Source organism: Anaerohalosphaeraceae bacterium (assembly GCA_035378985.1).
In the GTDB taxonomy this organism is placed as follows: Bacteria; Planctomycetota; Phycisphaerae; order Sedimentisphaerales; family Anaerohalosphaeraceae; genus JAHDQI01.
Genome location: DAOSUR010000014.1, coordinates 54,352 through 74,084, shown reverse-complemented (window position 1 = coordinate 74,084; position 19,733 = coordinate 54,352). Strand labels below are relative to the sequence as shown.

Here is a 19,733-nt window from a genome sequence, read left to right as displayed (position 1 = left end):
TCTGAAGAGAAGGGTTTGTCTTATGAAGCGATGGGGGATTGTTTGGATTGGTCTTTTGGTTTTCGCAGGGATGATTTCGGGTGCGCCTTCCAATCCGCAGCCGGCAGTCGGCGAGTCGGTGGACCCGGATGTGCTGACTCTTCAATGGACGCCGGATGCGGATGCCGTGCGCAGCGAGATATATCTGGGAACGAGTGCGGCGGCGGTTGCGGCGGCGCAAAAGCCGACCGGTGATGTGGACGGCAGCGGCGCTGTGGATATTCTGGACCTGGTTTACGTGGCCGCCCAGTGGCTGGACAGCCCGTCTTCGCCCTGTCCGGACCTGGATTACAGCGGCGGGGTGGATTTGGCGGATGCAGCTCAGGTTAGCCGCAGCTGGCTGAGTGAACCGGAAGTGCTCTATCTGGGAGCTGTTAGCGGTTCTTTCTTTGCTCCCGGCCAGTTAATTCCGAACAAGACCTATTACTGGCGGGTGGATACAGTCCGATGCAGCGGAATTGAGAAAGGAACGGTCTGGAACTTCAAGACCAAGCGTCCGGCCTTTCCCGGGGCGGAAGGATTCGGCAAATGGGCCTCCGGCGGACGGGGCGGCAGTGTTTATCATGTGACCAATCTGAACGACAGCGGGCCGGGCTCTTTCCGTGATGCCGTCAGTGCTCCGAACCGCACCGTGGTTTTTGATGTCGGCGGTGTGATACGGATCGGCGAACGAATTGTCGTCAGCAAAGATATTACGATTGCCGGCCAGACAGCGCCGGGCGAAGGGGTTGTCATTTACGGCAACGGCTTGTCTTATACGGATGCCAACCGCTCGATTACCCGGCATATGCGATACCGAATGGGCAAGGTCGGCACCAGCGGCAAAGATGCGGTGACGATTGCCGACGGAACGGATATGATTTTTGACCATTGTTCGATTTCTTGGGGGCGGGATGAGACCTTTTCCATCAGCGGCGGTACAGGCGAGGACCCGGGTTTTATCACCATTCAAAACTGCATTATTGCTCAGGGATTAGAAACCCATTCCTGCGGCGGCCTGATTCAGGATTTCAACGGGGTTAGTCTGTTCCGCAACCTTTACATTGATAACGACACGCGAAATCCGAAGGTCAAAGGAGTCAACGAGTTTATCAATAATGTGGTTTACAACTGGAACGATGCCGCGTATATCTTGGGCGATTCGGAAGCGGATTCCTATGCGAATGTCATCCGCAATTATTTTATCAGCGGTCCGAATACGGGGGCGGCGGCCTTTACAAGGGGCAATCTGAATTTTCACATTTACGCGCTGAACAACTGGCATGATTCCAACAAAAACGGGGTGCTTGACGGAGCCATTCTGGACCAGGCGGCCTACGGGACCATAGACTGGCAGACGGTCCCGTATAACTATCCGGGTGTCAAAACAATGCTCGGTGCACCGACGGCTTATCGGGTTGCCGCTTCGCAGGCCGGGGCTGTTTATCCGATACGCGACCGAATTGACAGCCGTCTCATTAAGGAACTCAAGTCGCTGGGAACCAGCGGACAGCTGATTTCAGACGAAAATGCCTCGCCGATGTACGGGGTCGGAATTCTCGACGGAGGAATCTGTCCGACCGATACAGACCAGGATGGAATGCCGGATTATTGGGAGCAGTCCGTGTCGGGACTGAATCCTTACGGGGCGGACCATAACGGGGATGCCGACGGAAACGGTTATACCAATCTGGAGGATTATCTGAACTTTCTGGCGGTTCCGCATGCGAACGTGCAGAAAGACAGACCTCGGGATATCAACCTGCGTCTGTTTGCATCCGGATTCGATGCCGGGGCGGCCTATACGGTGTTTGATGCGGTGAACGGAACGGTTCAGCTGCTGGCGGACGGTTATACCGCCCGCTTTACGCCGAATGCGGGATACGTAGGCCCGGCTCGTTTTTCCTTTACCGTGAATGACAGCTGTGTTTGGACGGATACGGTGCTGCTTTTGGTTTCGGAGTACGGCGGACATGCGCTGCCGCCGAAGTATCCTTCCAATCTGACGCAGGGATTGAACTATAGGTATTATTCCGGAACATTTGAGTATTTGCCGGATTTTGCCCTCCTGACACCGACGCAGCAGGGAACGACGGCGAACTTTGACATTACGCAAGCAGCGGCCGCCGATTATTTTGCGTATGTTTTTGAGGGATTTATTGAGATTCCGGCGGACGGGCTGTACACGTTTTATCTGAACTCGGACGACGGCAGCAAGCTTTACATAGACGGCGGAATTGTCGTCAGCAATGACGGCGTTCACGGAACGCAGGAGGCGGAAGGCAGTACGGCCCTGCTGGCTGGGATGCATTCCATTCGGGTTTCTTATTTTGAAAAAGACGGCAATCAGCGGCTGGAAGTACGCTGGGCCGGGCCGGGCTTCGGCAAGCAGCTGATTTCCAACAGCGTTCTGTACAGAGGTTCGGTGGATTTGGTTCCGCCGTCGGCCCCTGCCGGACAGTGGGCATCAGCTTCCAATGGGCAGGTTTTCTTGGATTGGAATGATAATACGGAGGCCGACTTGGCGGGCTACAATGTCTATCGGACAACGATTTCGGGGGGAAATTATACCCGACTGAACGATGCCCTGATTGATGCGTCAAACTTTATTGATACGTCGGTTTCCAACAGCACATTCTATCATTATGTTGTTACTGCTGTAGATGAATCCTTTAATGAATCTCAGCGCAGTTATGAAGTTTCTGCACGGCCGGCGGATTCCAATGATGTGAGTGTGATTGTTCAGGAATGGACGGCGGGTTTCTGTCTGGTTGAGGGGACGGTTGACAATAACAATGCCGGGTTCACCGGGTACGGTTTTGCCAACGGGACCAATGCCGTGGGCATGGGAATCAACTGGAGTGTTCAAATCGGCCGCCCGGGCACGTATCAGCTGACCTGGCGGTTTGCCAACGGCACAACGGCCAATCGGCCGGCTGATTTATTGGTGAACGGTGCAGCGGTTCTTTCCAGTATTGCGTTTAATCCCACCGGCGGATGGACAACCTGGAGTGAAGTGACCGGCAGCGTTGTTTTGGATGCGGGAACGCATTTGATTCGCCTGGAACCGACTACCAGCAACGGGCTGGCCAATATTGATTATCTGATGATAACAGGGCCGGATGTTGTTCCGGCGGCCTGTCCGTAACCTGTTATCCGGCAATCAGCCGGATTAATCCCCAGAAAAAGAGGATGATTCCGAGCGTGACAGCTGTGCTGCACAAAAAGCCGAGCGTATCGGTCCGAGTCCATTTACAGAATTCCCAGCTGGAGCGGGGGAACAGCTTCAGATGGTCGAACCGGTGCGGGTCGGCATAACTTTTCTGAACTTCTTCTTCATCTTTCTGCGGATCGGGATAGACCGGTGTTTTCAGCCGGGCGTAAAAGCGTTCAATGTCTGCATGAAACCCTTTGTCCTTCGTGAGCAGACTGATGGGGATCAGAAAGACGAAGGGCAGAACGGCCGCAATCAGATAACGGAGCGTAAGGAGGGCGGAAGGGGTCAGAGAAGGCAGGTCGATGCCGAGAAAATAGGCAATAATCAATTCGGTATGCAGACGGCCGATGCCTTCATAGGGGGAGTCGGGAACTTCCGGATTCATTCGGGCGATGTTGTCGTAGTAAATGCTGACCGGCGGGATTCGCACCGGTTTGCGGATGAGTTGGCCGACTTCCTCTGCCAGCCCGTTTTGGACATCGCTTTCACTGGCATGCACGGAGCGGACGACCGTCTGTTCTCGCGTCTGCTGCGACAGCCAGGGCGAATGCCGGACGGCCTCGAAGCACGGAAGCAGATGCGGAAGAACAGCCAGAATGATGGAGCAGGCGATTACCTCAACATAGACGGCAATTCGCGTCAGCCGTTTCCAGAACAAAAGCAGCAAAACCGGCGCTCCGAAGATAATGTTCAGGGAAGGCAGGGCCTTAACCAGATGGATAATGCTGAAGGTCGTTACGGAGACATATATCCCCAAAAGCAGAAAACCGATAATGGACAGACGGGAAACATTGATGTAGTGGCGAGGGCTTTTGTTGGGGACGAAGGGCTTGTAAATATGCCGGACGAAGAGAGCGGACAGATAGACGCAGACGGCATCCAGCGTGGACATATTGGCGGCGAGGATGCCGGCGACCATCAGCCCGCGCAGTCCGGGACCGAGCAGATGCCGGCTGAGGATTCCCCAGGCCGTATCGGGGTCTGCGACAAGGTCTGAACAGAGGGCGTAGGCAAATAAACCGCAAAGGGCCCAAATGATGGTGAGGATGCGTTTGGTGTAAGCGCCGCCGATATTGGCGATTCGGGCAGTCAGCTCATCGCGTGCAGAGCCGTTGAGGGCCATATTGCCCTGATGGCCCGTGATGCCGATGATGGTGACCAGAACCAGGGCGGCAATCGAGTTCCAGGCGAATTCATCGCCGGCGGAACCGAAAACAAACAGCATGTGGTCCGGGATTCGCCGGGTAAATTCGGTCCAGCCGCCCAAGGCAACCAGCGCCAGCGGAATCAGAAGGATGGAAAACAGGAGGATGAGAAAGCCCTGCAGAATATCGGTCACGGCGGCTGCTCTGAACCCGCCCATGGTGACATAGAAGCCGATGAACACCGTATAAATCAGGTAAAACCAAAAAGGCTTTGTATAGGAAACAAAAGCACTGATTTGTCCTTTTTTATACAGGGCGTCCAGCCGTTCGTATTCGGCGGTCTCCTGAGGATTCAGGGGTGTGGTTTTCTGAATCTTTGAAAGCTGACGGTACCGCTCATACAGCTGAACGCTTTCTGCCTCCGCCGGTGTGTATTTTTCCGGGGGTTTGATGGTCATGGCCTGAAACGTTCGCAGAGAGGCCTTATAGCCGATTCCCAGAATCAGGATGCTCAGCCAGATGCCCACGAGCGCGTAAATCGTCGGCAGGATTTTGCTTTTGAATCGCTCCTCGAACAGCTCAGCCATCGTGACCAGACGAACGCGCCGGAACCATCCGGCCATGAACCAGTAGTAGGGACCCGTGAAGACACCAATCAGCATCAGCCATACGCCCCCCAATCCCTTTTCGAAGGCAAAACTGGCCGTTCGAATAGCGCTGTTGGCGTCGCTGAGTGTGCCCATATTGAGGAAATACTGGAGGAGTTTATTAAAGGAACGCCCGGCCAGAAAAAAATCTTCCTCAGAACGGATTTTTCCGTAGGCTTTCTGCCCGATATAAGTGATGGCAGACAAATAGAGGAGGATAATAAGCAAGTCAATAGGATGAAAACCGAACAATTCCATCAATGTATGTTCCTTAATCGGTACAGCCGGCTTTTTGCACATCGATTGTAGCGGAAGCCGTTTTGGTTTTCCAGTGTTTTTGCTCCTTCCGGAAGCGGAGCGGGAATCATTTCAATTCGATTAGAAAGTCTGGAAAATCAAAGGAGGATGGTGTATAGTTATGGTTATGAATACAAGACAGAGAAAAGTGTCGGGAATAGTTGTTTTCTTCTGGTGGACGGGATGGATGTGTGCCTTTGCCGCAGGCGGCGGTCTGAATGAATCCTCAACTTCCCAGGCGGTTTTTGTGTCGAAGGTATGGGCGGCGGATCAGGGGGACGGGAGTTACAAAAATCCTGTTTTGCATGCCGATTATTCCGACCCTGATGTCATCCGGGTGGGCAATGATTATTATATGACCGCCTCCAGCTTCACCAGCTTTCCGGGGCTTCCGATTCTGCATTCGAAGGATTTGGTCAATTGGACCCTCATTGGGCATGCGGTTTCGCGATATCCAAATCCGGATTTTAATGTTCCTCAGCACGGCAAAGGAATCTGGGCACCGAGCATCCGATTTCAGGATGGGATGTTTTTTATCTTCTGGGGCGACCCGGACAGCGGGATTTATCGGGTCCGCTCCGTTCGGCCGGAGGGGCCCTGGGAGGAGCCGCTTTTGATTCTTCCCGGAAAAGGACTGATTGACCCCTGTCCGCTGTGGGACGATAACGGCAAGGCGTGGCTGGTGCATGCCTGGGCGGGCAGCCGAGCGGGTGTGAAGAGTCTGCTGACGTTGCGGGAGATGGATTGGCAGGCGACCCGGGTCAGTCAGGATGCCCGTCATATCTTTGACGGCCATGAAAAGCATCCCACAATCGAAGGTCCAAAGTTCTATAAGCGCGACGGCTGTTATTATATCTTTGCGCCCGGCGGTGGAGTAACCGGCGGCTGGCAGGTGGTGCTCCGCTCCAAAGACATTTACGGTCCGTATGAGGACCGCATCGTTCTTCATCAGGGCTCTACGCCGGTCAACGGCCCGCATCAGGGCGGCTGGGTCGATACCCCGTCCGGTCAATCCTGGTTTCTTCATTTTCAGGATGCCGGCCCCTATGGTCGGATTATTCATCTTCAGCCGGTTGTGTGGAAAGAAGGGTGGCCGGTGATGGGTACAGACTCGGATGGAGATGGAACAGGCGAACCGGTGCTGACCTGGAAAAAGCCGGATGTCGGAGGCGTTTTTCCCAAAATGACGCCGGCTGACAGCGATGAGTTTGACGGTGATACGCTCGGCCTTCAATGGCAGTGGCAGGCAAATCCGAATCCTGCCTGGTTTGCGAAAGTTCGGGGAACAGATTATCTGCGTTTGTTTGCTGTTCCGCTGCCGGCGCCGGAAGCAAATTTCTGGCAGGTGCCGAACCTGCTTTTGCAGAAGTTTCCTGCGCCAGATTTTACCGCCACCGCAAAGGTACGGCTTGTGCCGGAACAGCAGAACATCCGCGGAGGGCTGGTGGTGTTCGGAGATGACTATTCGGCTCTCGAGCTGGCGGTCAAAGAAGGGACGAAAATTCTGCGGCTGATTGTCTGTATGCAGGCCGAGACCGGCAGCCGGGAGGGACTGGCTGCGGAAATCCCGATACAGACGGATACGCTCATCCTGCGGGTTCAGGTGTCCTCGCCAAACGCTCTCTGTCAGTTCAGCTATAGTCTGGACGGGAAAGAGTTCGTTCCGGCAGGCCGTCCGTTTCCCGCCAAGCCGGGCCGATGGGTGGGAGCCAAAGTCGGTTTGTATTGTGTCTCGCAGGCCGGCTCCCGTGCAGGCGGTTATCTGGATGTGGACTGGTTCCGAGTTGAGTAATTGAGTTCAGGGGCTACCTCAATTTTCTTTTGCTTTTTGATGTTTTGCCCGCTCGATGAGGGAGCCGCTACGGCATCGGCAGCAGATTTTCCCAGCGAACGACCCAGAGGCCGTTGTTCGGGAACCCCGGTGCATGGTGTTTGGGGCCTTCGTCCCAGCCGGCGGCCATCATCGCCGTCGCAGTCAGCAGGCCGCCGTTGCCCGGCAGATACAGCGGCAGGTTTTCCCGCTGATAATTGTGCCCGTTGGGCCAGTAGAGATTCTTTTTGGATTCGATAAAGAAGGCGTCCACGGCCAGTTCAGGCAGCCCTACGCGGGCGGCGGTCATCGCCAGCATCGGATAATCCCAGCCCCAGGTATCCGGCCAGTGCCACTCGGCATAGACCCATTGAGCCGTTCGCCGCATGAGGTCTTCCTGAACCAGCGGGGTTTTCGGCAGCACCCCCAGCGCCGCCAGCATTGACGGATGATCGGTCAGATTCGTATAAGGCTGCGGTTCAACGGCGGTGTAGATTCCGTCGCGAACCGGCAGGACGGACAGATGGTTCATCACATGGTCCCATTTTTCCTCGCGCGGCAGGCCGAGCCGCTGCCGCCACTGCTGAGCGGTGTTCAGTCCCCAGTACCAATAGCACAATTCAAAGGTCGGATTCCACGTGTCGGCGTATTTGTAGTTTTCCTGTGCCGGAATAACGGGCGGCCCGAGGACATACCGCTTTTGCTTTTCGTCCCAGTGGGCAAAGTCCGCCATAAAGCGGGCCGTTTCGAAGACAATCTCTTTGAATTTGTTCAGTGTGTCCGCATTCGGTTTCTGGCGGTACACCAGTTCCGCATAATAAATCGGATGCGGCTGCTGCCAAATCAGAAGCGGCCCGATGCCGGAGGGGGAGTCCTGCCCGTCGGGGCTGGTCATCTTAGGCCAGCGCACCCCCTCATAGCCCTGTCGGCGGGCGATGGCCCGGGCGGCAGGCAGTATCTCCTGATACCAATTGAGCGCGGACTCCAGCATCGGCAGACGATTCCACAGGGCAAAATGCACGCTGTGCCACCAGTGCATCTCCAGATGAAACTTGCCGAACCAGCTGCTGCAGGTCAGCCCCGTTTCCTGCGGCGGGTATTTCTGGACGGACTGAATGGCCGTCAGGTATTGGGAAAGGACAATGCGCCGTTCCAGCTCCTTCCAGCGAGGGTCTTTGCTCAGGGACAGGTCGATGGCGCCGCCGGTTTCCCAGAACGTTTTCCAATGGCGTCGGGCGGCGGCCCGCACGGTGTCGAAATCCGTCGCGCGGAGAGGACCGTCCTGCTCCTGGAAAACCACAAGGCCCTCGAGGGTGCCGCCCGAATGTTTCGGCTGCCAGAGATAGTGATGTTCAGCGGTCTTTTGCCAATCCCCTCCGCCGGATAAAATCGTTGTGCACAGGTACCGCTTGGAATCCATTATCCGTTCAAGGCGGAATTGCCTGTCGTTTTCCTTTTTTAGAATGGTTGTGTGTTTGTCCGGACTGTTCCAGTCCGCCGGATCGGTGCCCCAGGTGCCTGCGGCATAGGGAAACCGGATTTGGACGCGGAGTCTTCCGCTTTCCAGCAGGGGCGAATCGATGCGAAACGCGATGATGTCCTGTTCCGGGTGCACACAGGTTTGGACGTGAACCGGCAGTCCTTCGATTGTAAAGGCACTGTCCAGAAGCCCTTCCCAGAGGTCCAGGGTCTGTTCGATGTTTTGAATCTCTTCCAAAGAAACCAAAGTGCCGTCGGTTTTCTGCAGAACCAGTCCAATCAGCCCGAGGGTGATTTGGTGCGGATTCGCCCGCAGGTAGTCTGCGGCCGGCCCCTTCTGGTTGCTGTTGTAGGGGACCAGCCGGCCGTAGGTGTCAATCTGGACAAATGTATCCTCCAGTTTGAAGCCTGCGGTGTTGGGGAACGAGTGCCATCCCCATTCGGCCATTGTTGTCAGAGGGATGCCCTTGGCATAGGCCTGCGGGAATGTCTGCAGGCCGGTAAAGTCGGCAGTAAAAGCGAACCGTCCGTTCCCGACGGACAAGGGCGAAAACTCATGGAAGCGATCCAGTCGGACATTGTGTCGGCTCACGAGGGCTTGCCGGTCAATTTTGCCGAACGGGTCGCCGCCGCGGGCCAGGTATTCGAGATAGTCTTCGAGGCAGGTAAAGCCGTCGTCGTCGGGGTCGGCGTTGGAGTCGGAGAAATCGCCGGCCGGAGAATGGGGGTTGAGGTGATGAATGACTTCCCACCAGTCCGGCAGGCCGTCTCCGTCGGAATCGGGTGCAGCCGGACCGCCTTTTAATGTAGGATAGCCGCCGACATCGTCCTGCGAATCAATGATACCGGGCAGTCCGTCTTTGCTGCCGCGATAGGTAAAGGAGCGCTGCCGCACCTCCCGAACAATCCGTTCGTCGATGGCGTCACGTTTAGGCCGAACAGCGCCGACATCGTCGAGCACCTTTTCGAGCAGCTCATCGGCGGGGTAGGTACTCACATAAGGCGGGAAAAAAGGCTCATCGCTTCGAATGTCTGTTTCCTGAGCATAATTGGGGGAGACCCCTTTCCAGTTGTCCGCATCGTATTGCGGGTATCCTTCCAATTTATTGCCGGCGATATAGAACTTTTGCGGATTGCCGGTCTTCATTTGGTCCCCATCGGGACGCATAAGAAGAAAATGTTTGGTTGCCGGACCGGGCAGATAGAGATTGTTGACAAAATTGCAGCGATAAACACCGCCGTCGGTTGTTCGATGATGCCAGTTGTAGACAATATTGTTCCGAATATCACAGAATCCTTCATATTGCCCGTCCTGTTCGAGTCCTCCTGCGAGCGACCAGTTCCGTCCGGCGCAATGGGCAAGCAGGTTGTGATGAAAACTGCCGATGTTTCCGCTGATAGAGCCCGCAAACGAGTGCTTGCCGTAGTGATAGGAGTTGTGCAGGGCTTCTGAGATGATATTGCGGGAGAAGGTGATGTTTTTAGCCCCGCGGGTGCTGACCCCCTCATCCAGGCTCCAGCTGATGGAACAGTGGTCGATGATGCAGTGGTCGCAGCCGGCCATCCCCATCCCGTCCAGCGGTTTTTTGGCGAAATCGCCGACACGGGTCCGAATAAATCGAATCACAGCGTCTGCGGTGCTGTTCATCCCAAAGGAATATCGGGCCAGACAAATGCCGTCGCCGGGAGCCGTTTGGCCCGCCACATACACATCGCCTCCGTCCGGCGGGATAGTCAAACTGTTCTTCAGGAAGATGGTGCCGCCGACCCGGAAGATGATGACGCGCGGCCCTTTTTCCACTTCGAGGGCCTTGCGGAGCGAACCGTCAATGACCGGCTCGCCGGCCTGCGGGTCGTAATCATCCAGTGTGGTTACGGCGATGACGCGTCCGCCGCGTCCGCCGCGGGCGAAGCGTCCGTATCCTTCCGCCGAGGGGAAGGCAACACGGCGAACCCGGAAACTCCAGACGGAGCCCTTTCGAATCGTGCCGTCTTCGGAAACGGCATCCACCCGCCAGAAGTAGGTGTCTTTGCTGTGGAGATTTTCGGCGGGAAACGCGGTTTGTCCGGCCGGCAGGCGCCCTTTGTAAATTGCTGAATCGGTTAAAGAGGCCTTTTCGACGGATAAGCGGTCTGTGCCGAGATACACATCATAAAAAGCGGCCCCCTGAGCGGCGGACCATCTCAATTCGGTGCGGCCTTTGCCGGCCGAACCGGGACTGGGTAGGTCATTGTGGGCAAAGACGTGAAAATCGCCGTCTGATGGAATCGGGTTTTCCGGCACGGAGCCGGGGGCATACGGACGGTCGATTTCCAAGCCGTTTAAGACCGCCGTGCAAATCTGTTCCTCCGGCTTTCCAGTCGGTTCCAGATCAATTATCACCGGTTTGCCGTCTTCGGCGGTGATTTCGAAAAAGGCCGTTGTGATGAGCCGGTCATCTGCGGTGGCCTGGCTGGGCTGGATTGTCCGGAGAGTCTGACCATTGAGGCGGATTCGGCAGGGACTGATGGTCTTTCCAAACCGCTCTGCGGGCCAGGGGGCGTTGTGATAAGTCAACAGGGTATGCCGTCCGGGAGAAAGCCCCTCCAGCGTCATCCGGATGGTTCCGCCGGCAAAGCTCGGGTGCGTATTTTTCCCATCCTCTTTCTGCGCATACAGGCAGTCCATCGCCAGTTTGTAGCCCTTCAGGCCGTCTTTGTTGTGCCAGCCGATTGTCAGCTTCGTCCCCGCAGGCGGCTCGAGCAGCTCAAAGGAGATTTTGACATTGCCGAAAGACCGTTGGAACCCCTCTTCAGGCCGCCAGGACTCAAATCCGGCGGCGGTTGAATCCCGCCGTACGTCCAGGTCAATCCGCAGCGGCTGAGCGGATGAGAAAGATGGAAATACAAACAGACAAACCAGCCAGAACCAACATTGCTTTTTTGTGTTCATACGGACCTTTTTTCTGAGCAGATTCACCAATTGACGCCAGGCAGTTCTCAGGGGGTTTCCGCCAGCCAGTTTTGAGCCGTTCGAGCAAAGACGGACAGGTCGATGCGTCCGCCGTCTCTTTCCCAGCCGGCTTCCTGCAGCCATTGTTCAGCCAGGCAGGACAGGTCTTCCAGATCGACTCGTCCGCTGCCGGTAAAATCTCCATACAGCCAGTCCCGCGTCAGGCGTTCGGCCTCGAGCGGACGCTTGGCGAACGAAGGGCCGGACCAGGAGACGGCCGGATTCGCAGTGCCGCGGGTGAAGCATTCGACCCGAATCGGATGCAGACCGGCTTGGAGCAGGATGGAGCCGGCGGCCTCCTGCGGGCCGTGGACTCCGTCATTATCGACGACTTCGATGGAATGGACAAATAGACGGCTTCCGTCGGAGCTGCTGACAAAAAAGGTGTACCAGCCGTCTTCGGGAACGTTCAGATAACCTTCCAGCACCGCCCCGAAGGGAGGCGGGACCGACAGGGAGCTGAGATTGAAATCGCGGACGGCTCCTTTCGCCGCGGGAGACAGGGAGTCAAAATCCGGCAGGAACGACCAGCTGCCCGGATAGATTCGACAGGCCAGTCCCGGCCCGCGAGCGGCCGGGGAGACCGGCGTCATCGCCGGACGGATTTCAACAAAACCCAGGGCGGCGGAGTCGGAACTGCCCGGCGCCTGTGCAATCGTCAGCCGGCCGTCTGAAACCTGCACCACCGCCTGATATTCGTCATAATCCCACAGAACGGCCCCATCCGAGTCTTCGAACAGGATGCCTTCGAGCAGGACGCTGTTGAGCCGCGGGATATTGTTTTCGGGAAAGATGTTTCTTGGATCGCCCGGGTCGCCGCACATCAGGGTGATGTGGTACCAGCCGTTCGGGAGTGCGATTTCCCAGAACCGGCTTGCGGAGGCGGTTGTGAGGAAGGCGTTGCGGCGGAAATCGGCATCGACCGGCACCAGGTAGGTTTCGCCTTCTTTGGTGGTGCGTGTATGACGCCAGAAGGCGTTGGCGGTGTTGTCGGCGTTCCATCCGTAGGCATACCCGTTTCCCCGATTGGCGAATGCGGCGCCGGTATCGGAGAGCATGCCTTTGACGTCCGGGGCGGCCGCAGGCCGGAAGTTGATGCGAATGACCGGCGGTCCCATCCATTTGTCAAAACCGCCCGGGCCGGCTTTGGATTGGACCAGGGCCGGCACCTGGGCCGCAGGGTTTAGGACATACGGATACGGCGGGACAAAATCGTTTCCGCTGGCCACGGCCAGCCCGGTCATCGAATCGAGGATGCAGCCGACGGCTTCCACCAGTCCGCCGGAGGTCTCATAGTAGGCGTCTTTGCCCTGCTGGAAGTACAGGTTTTCCAGCCGCATTCGGGTCAGAGAGCGCGGCAGCATCCCGTAGCTGCGCAGCCCCAGCAGCCAGCAGTTAAAGACATGCACATCCGCCCACTCGCCGGTTACATTCCGCTGGGTGGTGTTGTCAAACCAGCAGTGGTGAAAGGTGTAGGTGCCTATCGGACTTCCGCTGCTGGGGCCGTTGGCGATGGCGGTTTTGTTGTGATGGCTGAGTATCGTCCAGGAGACCGTGACGTATCCGGAGGCATAGGTCATATCCAGCAGCCCGTCTCCGGCGCGGCTCAGGTGACAATGGTCAATCCAGACGTGATGAGCATTCCGCAGGGCGATCGCATCATAATCATTCAGCTTTCCGTCATAGTCGCCCATCATATAATAATCGCGGATTGTCAGGTTTTTGATGATGATGTTGCTGACGCCGTTGAGATTGAGCCCGTGGTTGACGAGGGCGGCGTCGTTGCCGATGCCGATGAGGGTTTTATTGCTTTTGACGGTAACGGTTCCCGGCGTCGGGGAGATAATCGGGCCGGCAATCTGGATGATGTATTTGGCGGTTTGTCCGGCGTAGTATTTCAGATCGGCCAGCGTTGTAACGGTTACGACCGTTCCGCCCGCTCCGCCTGTGGTTCCGCCGGCCAGATACTGACTGCCTTGCCCGTCGAGGGCGGCAAAGCCGATGGGCCGGTCTGAGGAGAAGGCCGCCGAAGCAGTCAGGAGGACAAGTGTGAAAAACAGCTGCTGATACGTTTGTTCTTTCATACGTTTGTCCCAAAGAATCGTCCGCCTCATATGGGGTTCGGAGTAATGCCCCTTGCTGCATTATAATGATTCGGAAAACGGCGGGAAAGTCGGGGGAAGGCCTTTTGCTCATTTTTGCGCAATTTGTCTTTTTTTGATGCACAAAATGGCTGTCGGCTGGGATAACATGTCCGGATTTTTCCCATTCGCCCCGTTGTTGAAGGGTGCGGTTTGTGGTAGGATACTTTCTTACTATTCAATTGATTTTGGGAGATGAACAATGCGGTATTGGCTGGCCATCTGTGCCGTGTGCAGCGGAGCAAATCTTTGGGCGGCGGAAAGCCCGCAGACGAATTGTCTGGTTCTGCCGCTCTGGCAGGAAACCATCCCCGGGGCTCTGGGGTCACAGGACAAGGACAAACCGATGCTGTATGTGTATCTGCCGAACGAGACACCCGCCCCGACAGCGGCGGTGGTGATTTGTCCGGGCGGCGGATACGTTCATCTGGCGATCGACCACGAAGGCCGGGAGATTGCCGAACGGCTGCGGCGGGACAACGTTGCGGCCATTGTTCTGAAGTACCGCCTGCCGGGCGACGGCTATCGGCATCCGATTCCGATTCTGGATGCGCGGCGGGCGATTCAGACGGTGCGGTTTCACGCTCGCGACTGGAATATCCATCCGGACCGAATCGGAATCCTGGGCTTTTCGGCGGGCGGTCATCTGGCCTCGACGGCAGGAACGTTTTTTGGAGAAATTCCTCTGTCGTCTGCTGTAAAGGATGCCGTCGGTTCCGTGTCCTATCGGCCGAATTTTCTGGTGCTGGTGTATCCGGTGATTTCGATGCAGGACGAATGGACGCATCGGAGCTCCCGGGCCAATCTGCTGGGACCGGAGCCGCCGCAGGAACTTCTGGAGCGTCTGTCCAATGAGCGGCAGATTACAAAGGATACGCCGCCGACTTTTTTAATCCATGCGGACGATGACAAGACGGTTTTGCCGGAAAACAGCATCCTCTTTTATCAGGGGCTGCGGAAGGCGGGCATTCCGGCGGAACTGCATATTTACCGCAAGGGCGGGCACGGATTCGGAACGCGTCCGACAGCCGGTCCGGCGGCCTGCTGGCTGGAGGACTGCCTGATGTGGATGAAGCAGATGGAGTTTCTCCAGCCGGCCTCGGCGGAGGACAAGCCCGTTTCGTTTTTGGAAAAGCAAACCAACGAATCATAGAGAATCCTAAAACAGCCGGAATCGAGAAGAGAGGTGAACCATGAAGTCGAAGGTGTTTTTGACGGCGGGATTGATTGTATTCGCAGGGGCCTGCCGGGTCCAGTCGGAGATTCGCGTTGCTGTTGTCAATCCAACCCAAATCCTGCGAGTCCAGGAGAGCATCGAACTGGATTGGGCGGAGATTCAGAATCGCTCGGCGGACCTGAAGCCGCAGGAGACGGCCGTGCTGGATGCCTCCACGCGGCAGCCGCTGCGCACGCAGGTCCTTGAGATTGACGGCCGTACGACTCTGCTTTTCCAGACGGATTTGCAGCCCGGACAGAAAAAAGAATTTGTTCTGCTGAAGCGCCCGGAGGGGATGACGGAGCCCGATTCACCGGCTCGGACGTACTGCCGCTTTATTCCGGAGCGCAAGGATGACTTCGGATGGGAAAACGACAAGGCGGCGTACCGGATGTACGGCCCGGCATTGGAGTATGAGACCATCACCAGCGGGATTGACGCCTGGGGCAAATGTGTCCCGTATCCGGTCATCGACAAATTCATCCGCGATTACAATGAAAAGCAGATTCCTTATCATTATGACCACGGTGAAGGTGGGGATTTTTACAAAGTCGGCAACACCCTCGGCTGCGGCGGTCTTGCCCCGTTTGTGGACGGCAAGGTCTGCCTCCCTCCGCACAATTTTGTCCAGTGGAAGATTCTGGCCAACGGCCCGCTTCGTTCCGTCTTTGAGCTGATGTATCGTCCGTGGCAGGCCGGTCCCTATACCGTCAGCGAAGTCAAGCGGATTTCGATTGATTTGGGCAGCAGCTTAAGCCGCATCGAGTGCACCTACACCTGTTCCCAGACGGATACCCTGCCGCTGGCGGCGGGCATTGTCCTGCGGGAAACCAGTCAGCAGACCTGGAAGGCCCCGCAGAGCATTGCCTACTGGCTGCCGACGGATTTCATCAGCGGCCATATGGGCTGCGGGGTTGTCTTCGGGGCCGGCTGGGCGGTAGAGCCGACAGAGGCCGACGGACATCTTCTCCTGACGCTTTCCCACAAGATTGCCAAGCCGGTGGTGTATTATGCCGGCTCCTGCTGGGATAAAAATGAAGAGTTTCGTACATTTGAAAAATGGCAGCAGTATCTGAAGACATTCAAGCAGCGGCTGGACAATCCGGTCGCGGTGGAATGGCTGCCGTAACCTATTTGTCGAAAGGATGCTATGCAGGTACGTTATGTTCCGGATCCGGTGCGGTTCTGCCGGATGACGACGCAGGAGATTCGGGATGCGTTTCTGATTGAAACGCTCTTTGCACCCGAGCGGATTGAGATGCTGTATTGTGATGTGGACCGCGTGATTGTCGGCTCGGCGGTTCCGGTCGGGACGCCGCTGACCCTTTCGGCGGCCGAGCAGCTGCGGGCGGAGTACTTCTGTCAGCGGCGGGAGATGGGCGTTCTGAATATCGGCGGGGCCGGTCAGATTGTTGTGGACGGCCGAGCGTTTCCGATGGCGAATCTGGATTGTCTGTATGTCGGACGCGGCAGCCGGCAGATTGAATTTGTCAGCGCCAGCCCCGCGCAGCCGGCGCGATTTTATCTGCTCAGCTATCCGGCGCACCGGGAGTATCCGACGACCCTGATTCCCAAGGCGCAGGCCAATCCGGTGCATCTGGGCAGCATCGAGCAGGCCAACAAACGCACGATTTACCAGTGCATTCACCCCAAAGGCGTGCCGAGCTGCCAGCTGGTGATGGGCTTTACAGTGCTGGAGCCGGGCTGCGTGTGGAATACGATGCCCCCGCATACGCACGAGCGCCGGATGGAGGTGTATATGTATTTCCATATGCCCGCAAATGCCCGCGTGTTTCATCTGATGGGCAGGCCCAGCGAAACCCGGCATATCGTTGTGGCGGAAGGGCAGGCGGTCATTTCGCCCAGCTGGTCGATTCATTCCGGCGTCGGCACAGCGGCCTATACCTTCTGCTGGGGCATGGGCGGCGAGAATCAGACCTTTGAAGATATGGATCATTTGACAATGGATGATATTCGGTAAGGAAGGAAGGCAGGACAGTATGATTCTGGATAAATTTAAGTTGGACGGCAAAAAAGCGATTATCACCGGTTCGGCCCGCGGCCTCGGGCAGGCCATGGCCGTTGCTCTGGCGGAGGCGGGGGCGGACATTGCGCTGGTGGATATTCTGGATATGTCCGAAAGCAAAGCCCGTATTGAGCAGCTCGGACGCAAATGCATCACCATCACGGCCGACCTGAGCAAAAAAGACTGTGTGGATGTGATTGTCAGGGAAACCGTCGAAAAACTTGGCGGGATTGATATTCTTTTCAACAACGCCGGCATTATCCGGCGGGCCCCGCTGCTGGAGTTTTCCGAAAAGGACTGGGATGATGTGATGAACATCAACATCCGCACGCTGTTTTTCCTCAGCCAGGCGGTCGCCCGGGTGATGATTCAGCAGGGCCGGGGCGGCAAAATTGTCAATACGGCCTCGATGCTCAGTTTTCAGGGCGGGATTCTGGTGCCCTCTTATACGGCCTCCAAGAGCGCGGTGATGGGGCTGACGCGGCTTTTGGCCTGCGAGCTGGCCCCCTATAAAATCAATGTCAATGCAATCGCTCCGGGCTATATGGCTACAGACAATACGAAAGCCCTCCGCGAAAATCCGGAACGGAATAAGGCCATCCTCGACCGGATTCCAGCGGGCCGATGGGGCGAGCCGGAGGACCTGCAGGGGGTGGCGGTCTTTCTGGCCTCGGCGGCCTCGGATTATATGCACGGATACACCGTTGCCGTGGACGGCGGCTGGCTGGCGCGATAGGGAGGACAGAAATCATGGCGACTTTAAACCTGCGTCCTGCATCGGAATGCAAATACGATATCCTTTCTCTGGGGGAAGTGATGCTTCGGCTCGACCCGGGCGAAGAGCGGATTCATACCACGCGCACGTTTCGGGTCTGGGAGGGCGGCGGGGAATACAACGTCGCCCGCGGTCTTCGCCGCTGCTTCGGCAAGCGGGCGGCCCTGGTGACGGCCATTCCGGATAATCCCGTCGGGCGTCTTTTGGAGGATTTGCTCCTGCAGGGCGGCGTCAGTCTCGAGTATGTCCGCTGGGTGCCGTTTGACGGCATCGGCCGCAAGACCCGCGTCGGGCTGAATTTTACGGAGCGCGGCTACGGCGTTCGGGCGGCGGTAGGCTGCTCGGACCGGGCCAACAGCGCCGCCTCCCAAATGAAAAAGGGCGATATCGACTGGGAGAAAATCTTCGGACGAGACGGCGTGCGGTGGTTTCACACCGGCGGCATTTTTGCAGGGCTTTCGCCGACGACGCCCGATGTGATTCTGGAGGCGATGGAGGCCGCCCGCAAATACGGTACGGTGATTTCCTACGATTTGAACTATCGGGCCTCGCTGTGGAAGGAATTCGGCGGCAAAGAGCGGGCCGTGGAGGTCAACCGCAGAATTGCCCCGTTTGTGGATGTGATGCTCGGCAACGAAGAGGACTTTTCGGCCGCGCTGGGCTTTGATGTGGCCGGCCTGGATGCGGACTGCTCCAAACTCGACCCGTCGAACTTCAAGAAGATGATTGCCGAGGCCGTCAAGGTTTTCCCCAACTTCAAGGCCGTGGCAACAACCCTTCGAAACGCCCGGACCGCCACGCGGAATGACTGGGGAGCGGTTTTGTACTATGACGGTCGCTTTTATGATGCGCCCCTGCGGGAGGATTTGGAAATCCTCGACCGCGTCGGCGGCGGAGACAGTTTCGCCTCCGGTCTGATCTACGGCCTGATGGAAGGCAAGAGCCCGCAGGAGGCGGTCGAGTACGGAGCGGCCCACGGGGCGCTGGCGATGACGACACCGGGCGATACAACCACGGCGACGCTGGCGGAGGTGGAGCGGGTGATGAAGGGCAAATCCGCCCGCATCAGCCGCTGAGCCGCAGCGGTTTCTGTTTATGGAGCAGTCTGTTTCGATTGCCGTTGGTACGGCCGGCTGGTCCTATCCGGACTGGGCGGGAATTGTCTATCCCAAAGGCTGCAAAGAGACGCTGCGGTTTGTATCCGGGCTGGTGGACTGCATCGAAATCAACAGCACGTTTTATCGTCCGCCGGACAGAAAAACGACAGAAACCTGGGCTGCGCAGGTGCAGGGGCGGGAGGGGTTTTTCTTTACTGCCAAACTGCATCAGAAGTTTACCCACGAAGGACAAATTGATTCGGAACTGGTGCGGCAGTTTCGGGACGGTTTTGCTCCCTTGCTGGAAACTGGACGGCTGCGCTGTCTTTTGATGCAGTTTCGGTATGATTTCACTGCTGCGGATGACAATCGGCGCTATCTGGGAAATCTGATTGAGCAATTCCGGGATTGCTGCCCGATTGCCGTCGAAGTGCGGCATGCATCCTGGAGGCAGCCCGCCTTTCTGCGCGAGCTGGAAAACAGAGGCGTGACGGTTTGTTCCATCGATTATCCTGCGGGTCCTGATTCGTTTGTTTTGGATGACCAAACCGTCGGTTCAGCGGGTTATATGCGTCTGCATGGGCGCAATGCCGCCGCTTGGTTTGCCAAATCCACCCGCGATGAGAGGTATGATTATTATTATTCACCGGAGGAATTAAAGGAAATTGCGGCACGGATTGGGCGGCTGGCGGCCCATTGTAAGACCTATACGGTGATTGCGAATAATCATTACAAGGGAGCTGAATTGGCCAACGCGCTCGAATTGAAGTTTCTTCTGACCGGACTGAAACAGCGCGTGCCTGACAGCCTGCTGGCCCGGTATCCTTCTCTGGCCCGGATTGCCCTTTCGGGGGCTCTGTTTGAATAACGGGG

The 19,733-nt window shown here is 57.0% G+C and carries 11 protein-coding genes; 8 read left to right on the top strand and 3 right to left on the bottom strand.

Annotation, left to right across the window (positions count from 1 at the left end; translation table 11 throughout):
- Positions 1 to 22 precede the first annotated feature (22 nt).
- Positions 23 to 3,166: a PA14 domain-containing protein gene (locus PKY88_10485; protein ID HOQ05626.1), complete on the top strand. Its 3,144-nt coding sequence runs from the start codon at positions 23 to 25 to the stop codon at positions 3,164 to 3,166.
- 4 nt (positions 3,167 to 3,170) lie between these two features.
- Here the strand turns inward: PKY88_10485 and PKY88_10480 are convergent, their stop codons facing one another.
- A complete protein-coding gene (locus tag PKY88_10480; protein ID HOQ05625.1) occupies positions 3,171 to 5,285 on the bottom strand; it encodes a sodium:solute symporter family protein in 2,115 nt (704 codons plus the stop codon).
- 160 nt (positions 5,286 to 5,445) lie between these two features.
- Here PKY88_10480 and PKY88_10475 point away from each other — a divergent pair, with 160 nt between their 5' ends.
- The gene (locus tag PKY88_10475) at positions 5,446 to 7,116 is read left to right on the top strand and encodes a glycoside hydrolase 43 family protein (protein HOQ05624.1); all 1,671 of its coding nucleotides are present in this window, start codon (positions 5,446 to 5,448) and stop codon (positions 7,114 to 7,116) included.
- Positions 7,117 to 7,183: 67 nt separating this feature from the next.
- On the opposite strand, the gene PKY88_10470 is transcribed toward PKY88_10475, so the two are convergent.
- Both PKY88_10470 and PKY88_10465 read right to left on the bottom strand, forming a co-directional pair.
- Positions 7,184 to 11,545 (bottom strand): hypothetical protein, encoded by a 4,362-nt coding sequence (locus PKY88_10470; protein ID HOQ05623.1) that lies wholly within the window; start codon positions 11,543 to 11,545, stop codon positions 7,184 to 7,186.
- Between the two features lie 47 nt (positions 11,546 to 11,592).
- The gene (locus tag PKY88_10465) at positions 11,593 to 13,689 is read right to left on the bottom strand and encodes a PA14 domain-containing protein (protein HOQ05622.1); all 2,097 of its coding nucleotides are present in this window, start codon (positions 13,687 to 13,689) and stop codon (positions 11,593 to 11,595) included.
- A 259-nt stretch (positions 13,690 to 13,948) separates the two neighbouring features.
- On the opposite strand from PKY88_10465, the gene PKY88_10460 reads away from it, so the two are divergent.
- Genes PKY88_10460 through PKY88_10435 form a run of 6 tightly spaced genes read left to right on the top strand, consistent with a single transcriptional unit; the run spans position 13,949 to position 19,728 of the window.
- Positions 13,949 to 14,899 carry an alpha/beta hydrolase gene (locus PKY88_10460; GenBank protein HOQ05621.1) on the top strand — a complete coding sequence of 317 codons (951 nt, stop codon included), beginning with the start codon at positions 13,949 to 13,951 and terminating at the stop codon, positions 14,897 to 14,899.
- Between the two features lie 40 nt (positions 14,900 to 14,939).
- Positions 14,940 to 16,091, top strand: coding sequence for a DUF4861 family protein (locus PKY88_10455; GenBank protein ID HOQ05620.1), 1,152 nt, complete (start codon positions 14,940 to 14,942; stop codon positions 16,089 to 16,091).
- A 21-nt stretch (positions 16,092 to 16,112) separates the two neighbouring features.
- Positions 16,113 to 16,943, top strand: a complete 831-nt coding sequence (gene kduI / locus PKY88_10450) for a 5-dehydro-4-deoxy-D-glucuronate isomerase (GenBank protein HOQ05619.1) — start codon at positions 16,113 to 16,115, stop codon at positions 16,941 to 16,943.
- A gap of 19 nt (positions 16,944 to 16,962) precedes the next feature.
- Positions 16,963 to 17,724, top strand: a complete 762-nt coding sequence (gene kduD, locus PKY88_10445) for a 2-dehydro-3-deoxy-D-gluconate 5-dehydrogenase KduD (GenBank protein HOQ05618.1) — start codon at positions 16,963 to 16,965, stop codon at positions 17,722 to 17,724.
- Between the two features lie 14 nt (positions 17,725 to 17,738).
- On the top strand, positions 17,739 to 18,839 hold the full coding sequence (locus PKY88_10440; GenBank protein HOQ05617.1) for a sugar kinase: 1,101 nt from the start codon (positions 17,739 to 17,741) through the stop codon (positions 18,837 to 18,839).
- Positions 18,840 to 18,858: 19 nt separating this feature from the next.
- Positions 18,859 to 19,728 carry a DUF72 domain-containing protein gene (locus PKY88_10435; GenBank protein ID HOQ05616.1) on the top strand — a complete coding sequence of 290 codons (870 nt, stop codon included), beginning with the start codon at positions 18,859 to 18,861 and terminating at the stop codon, positions 19,726 to 19,728.
- Positions 19,729 to 19,733: the final 5 nt, after the last annotated feature.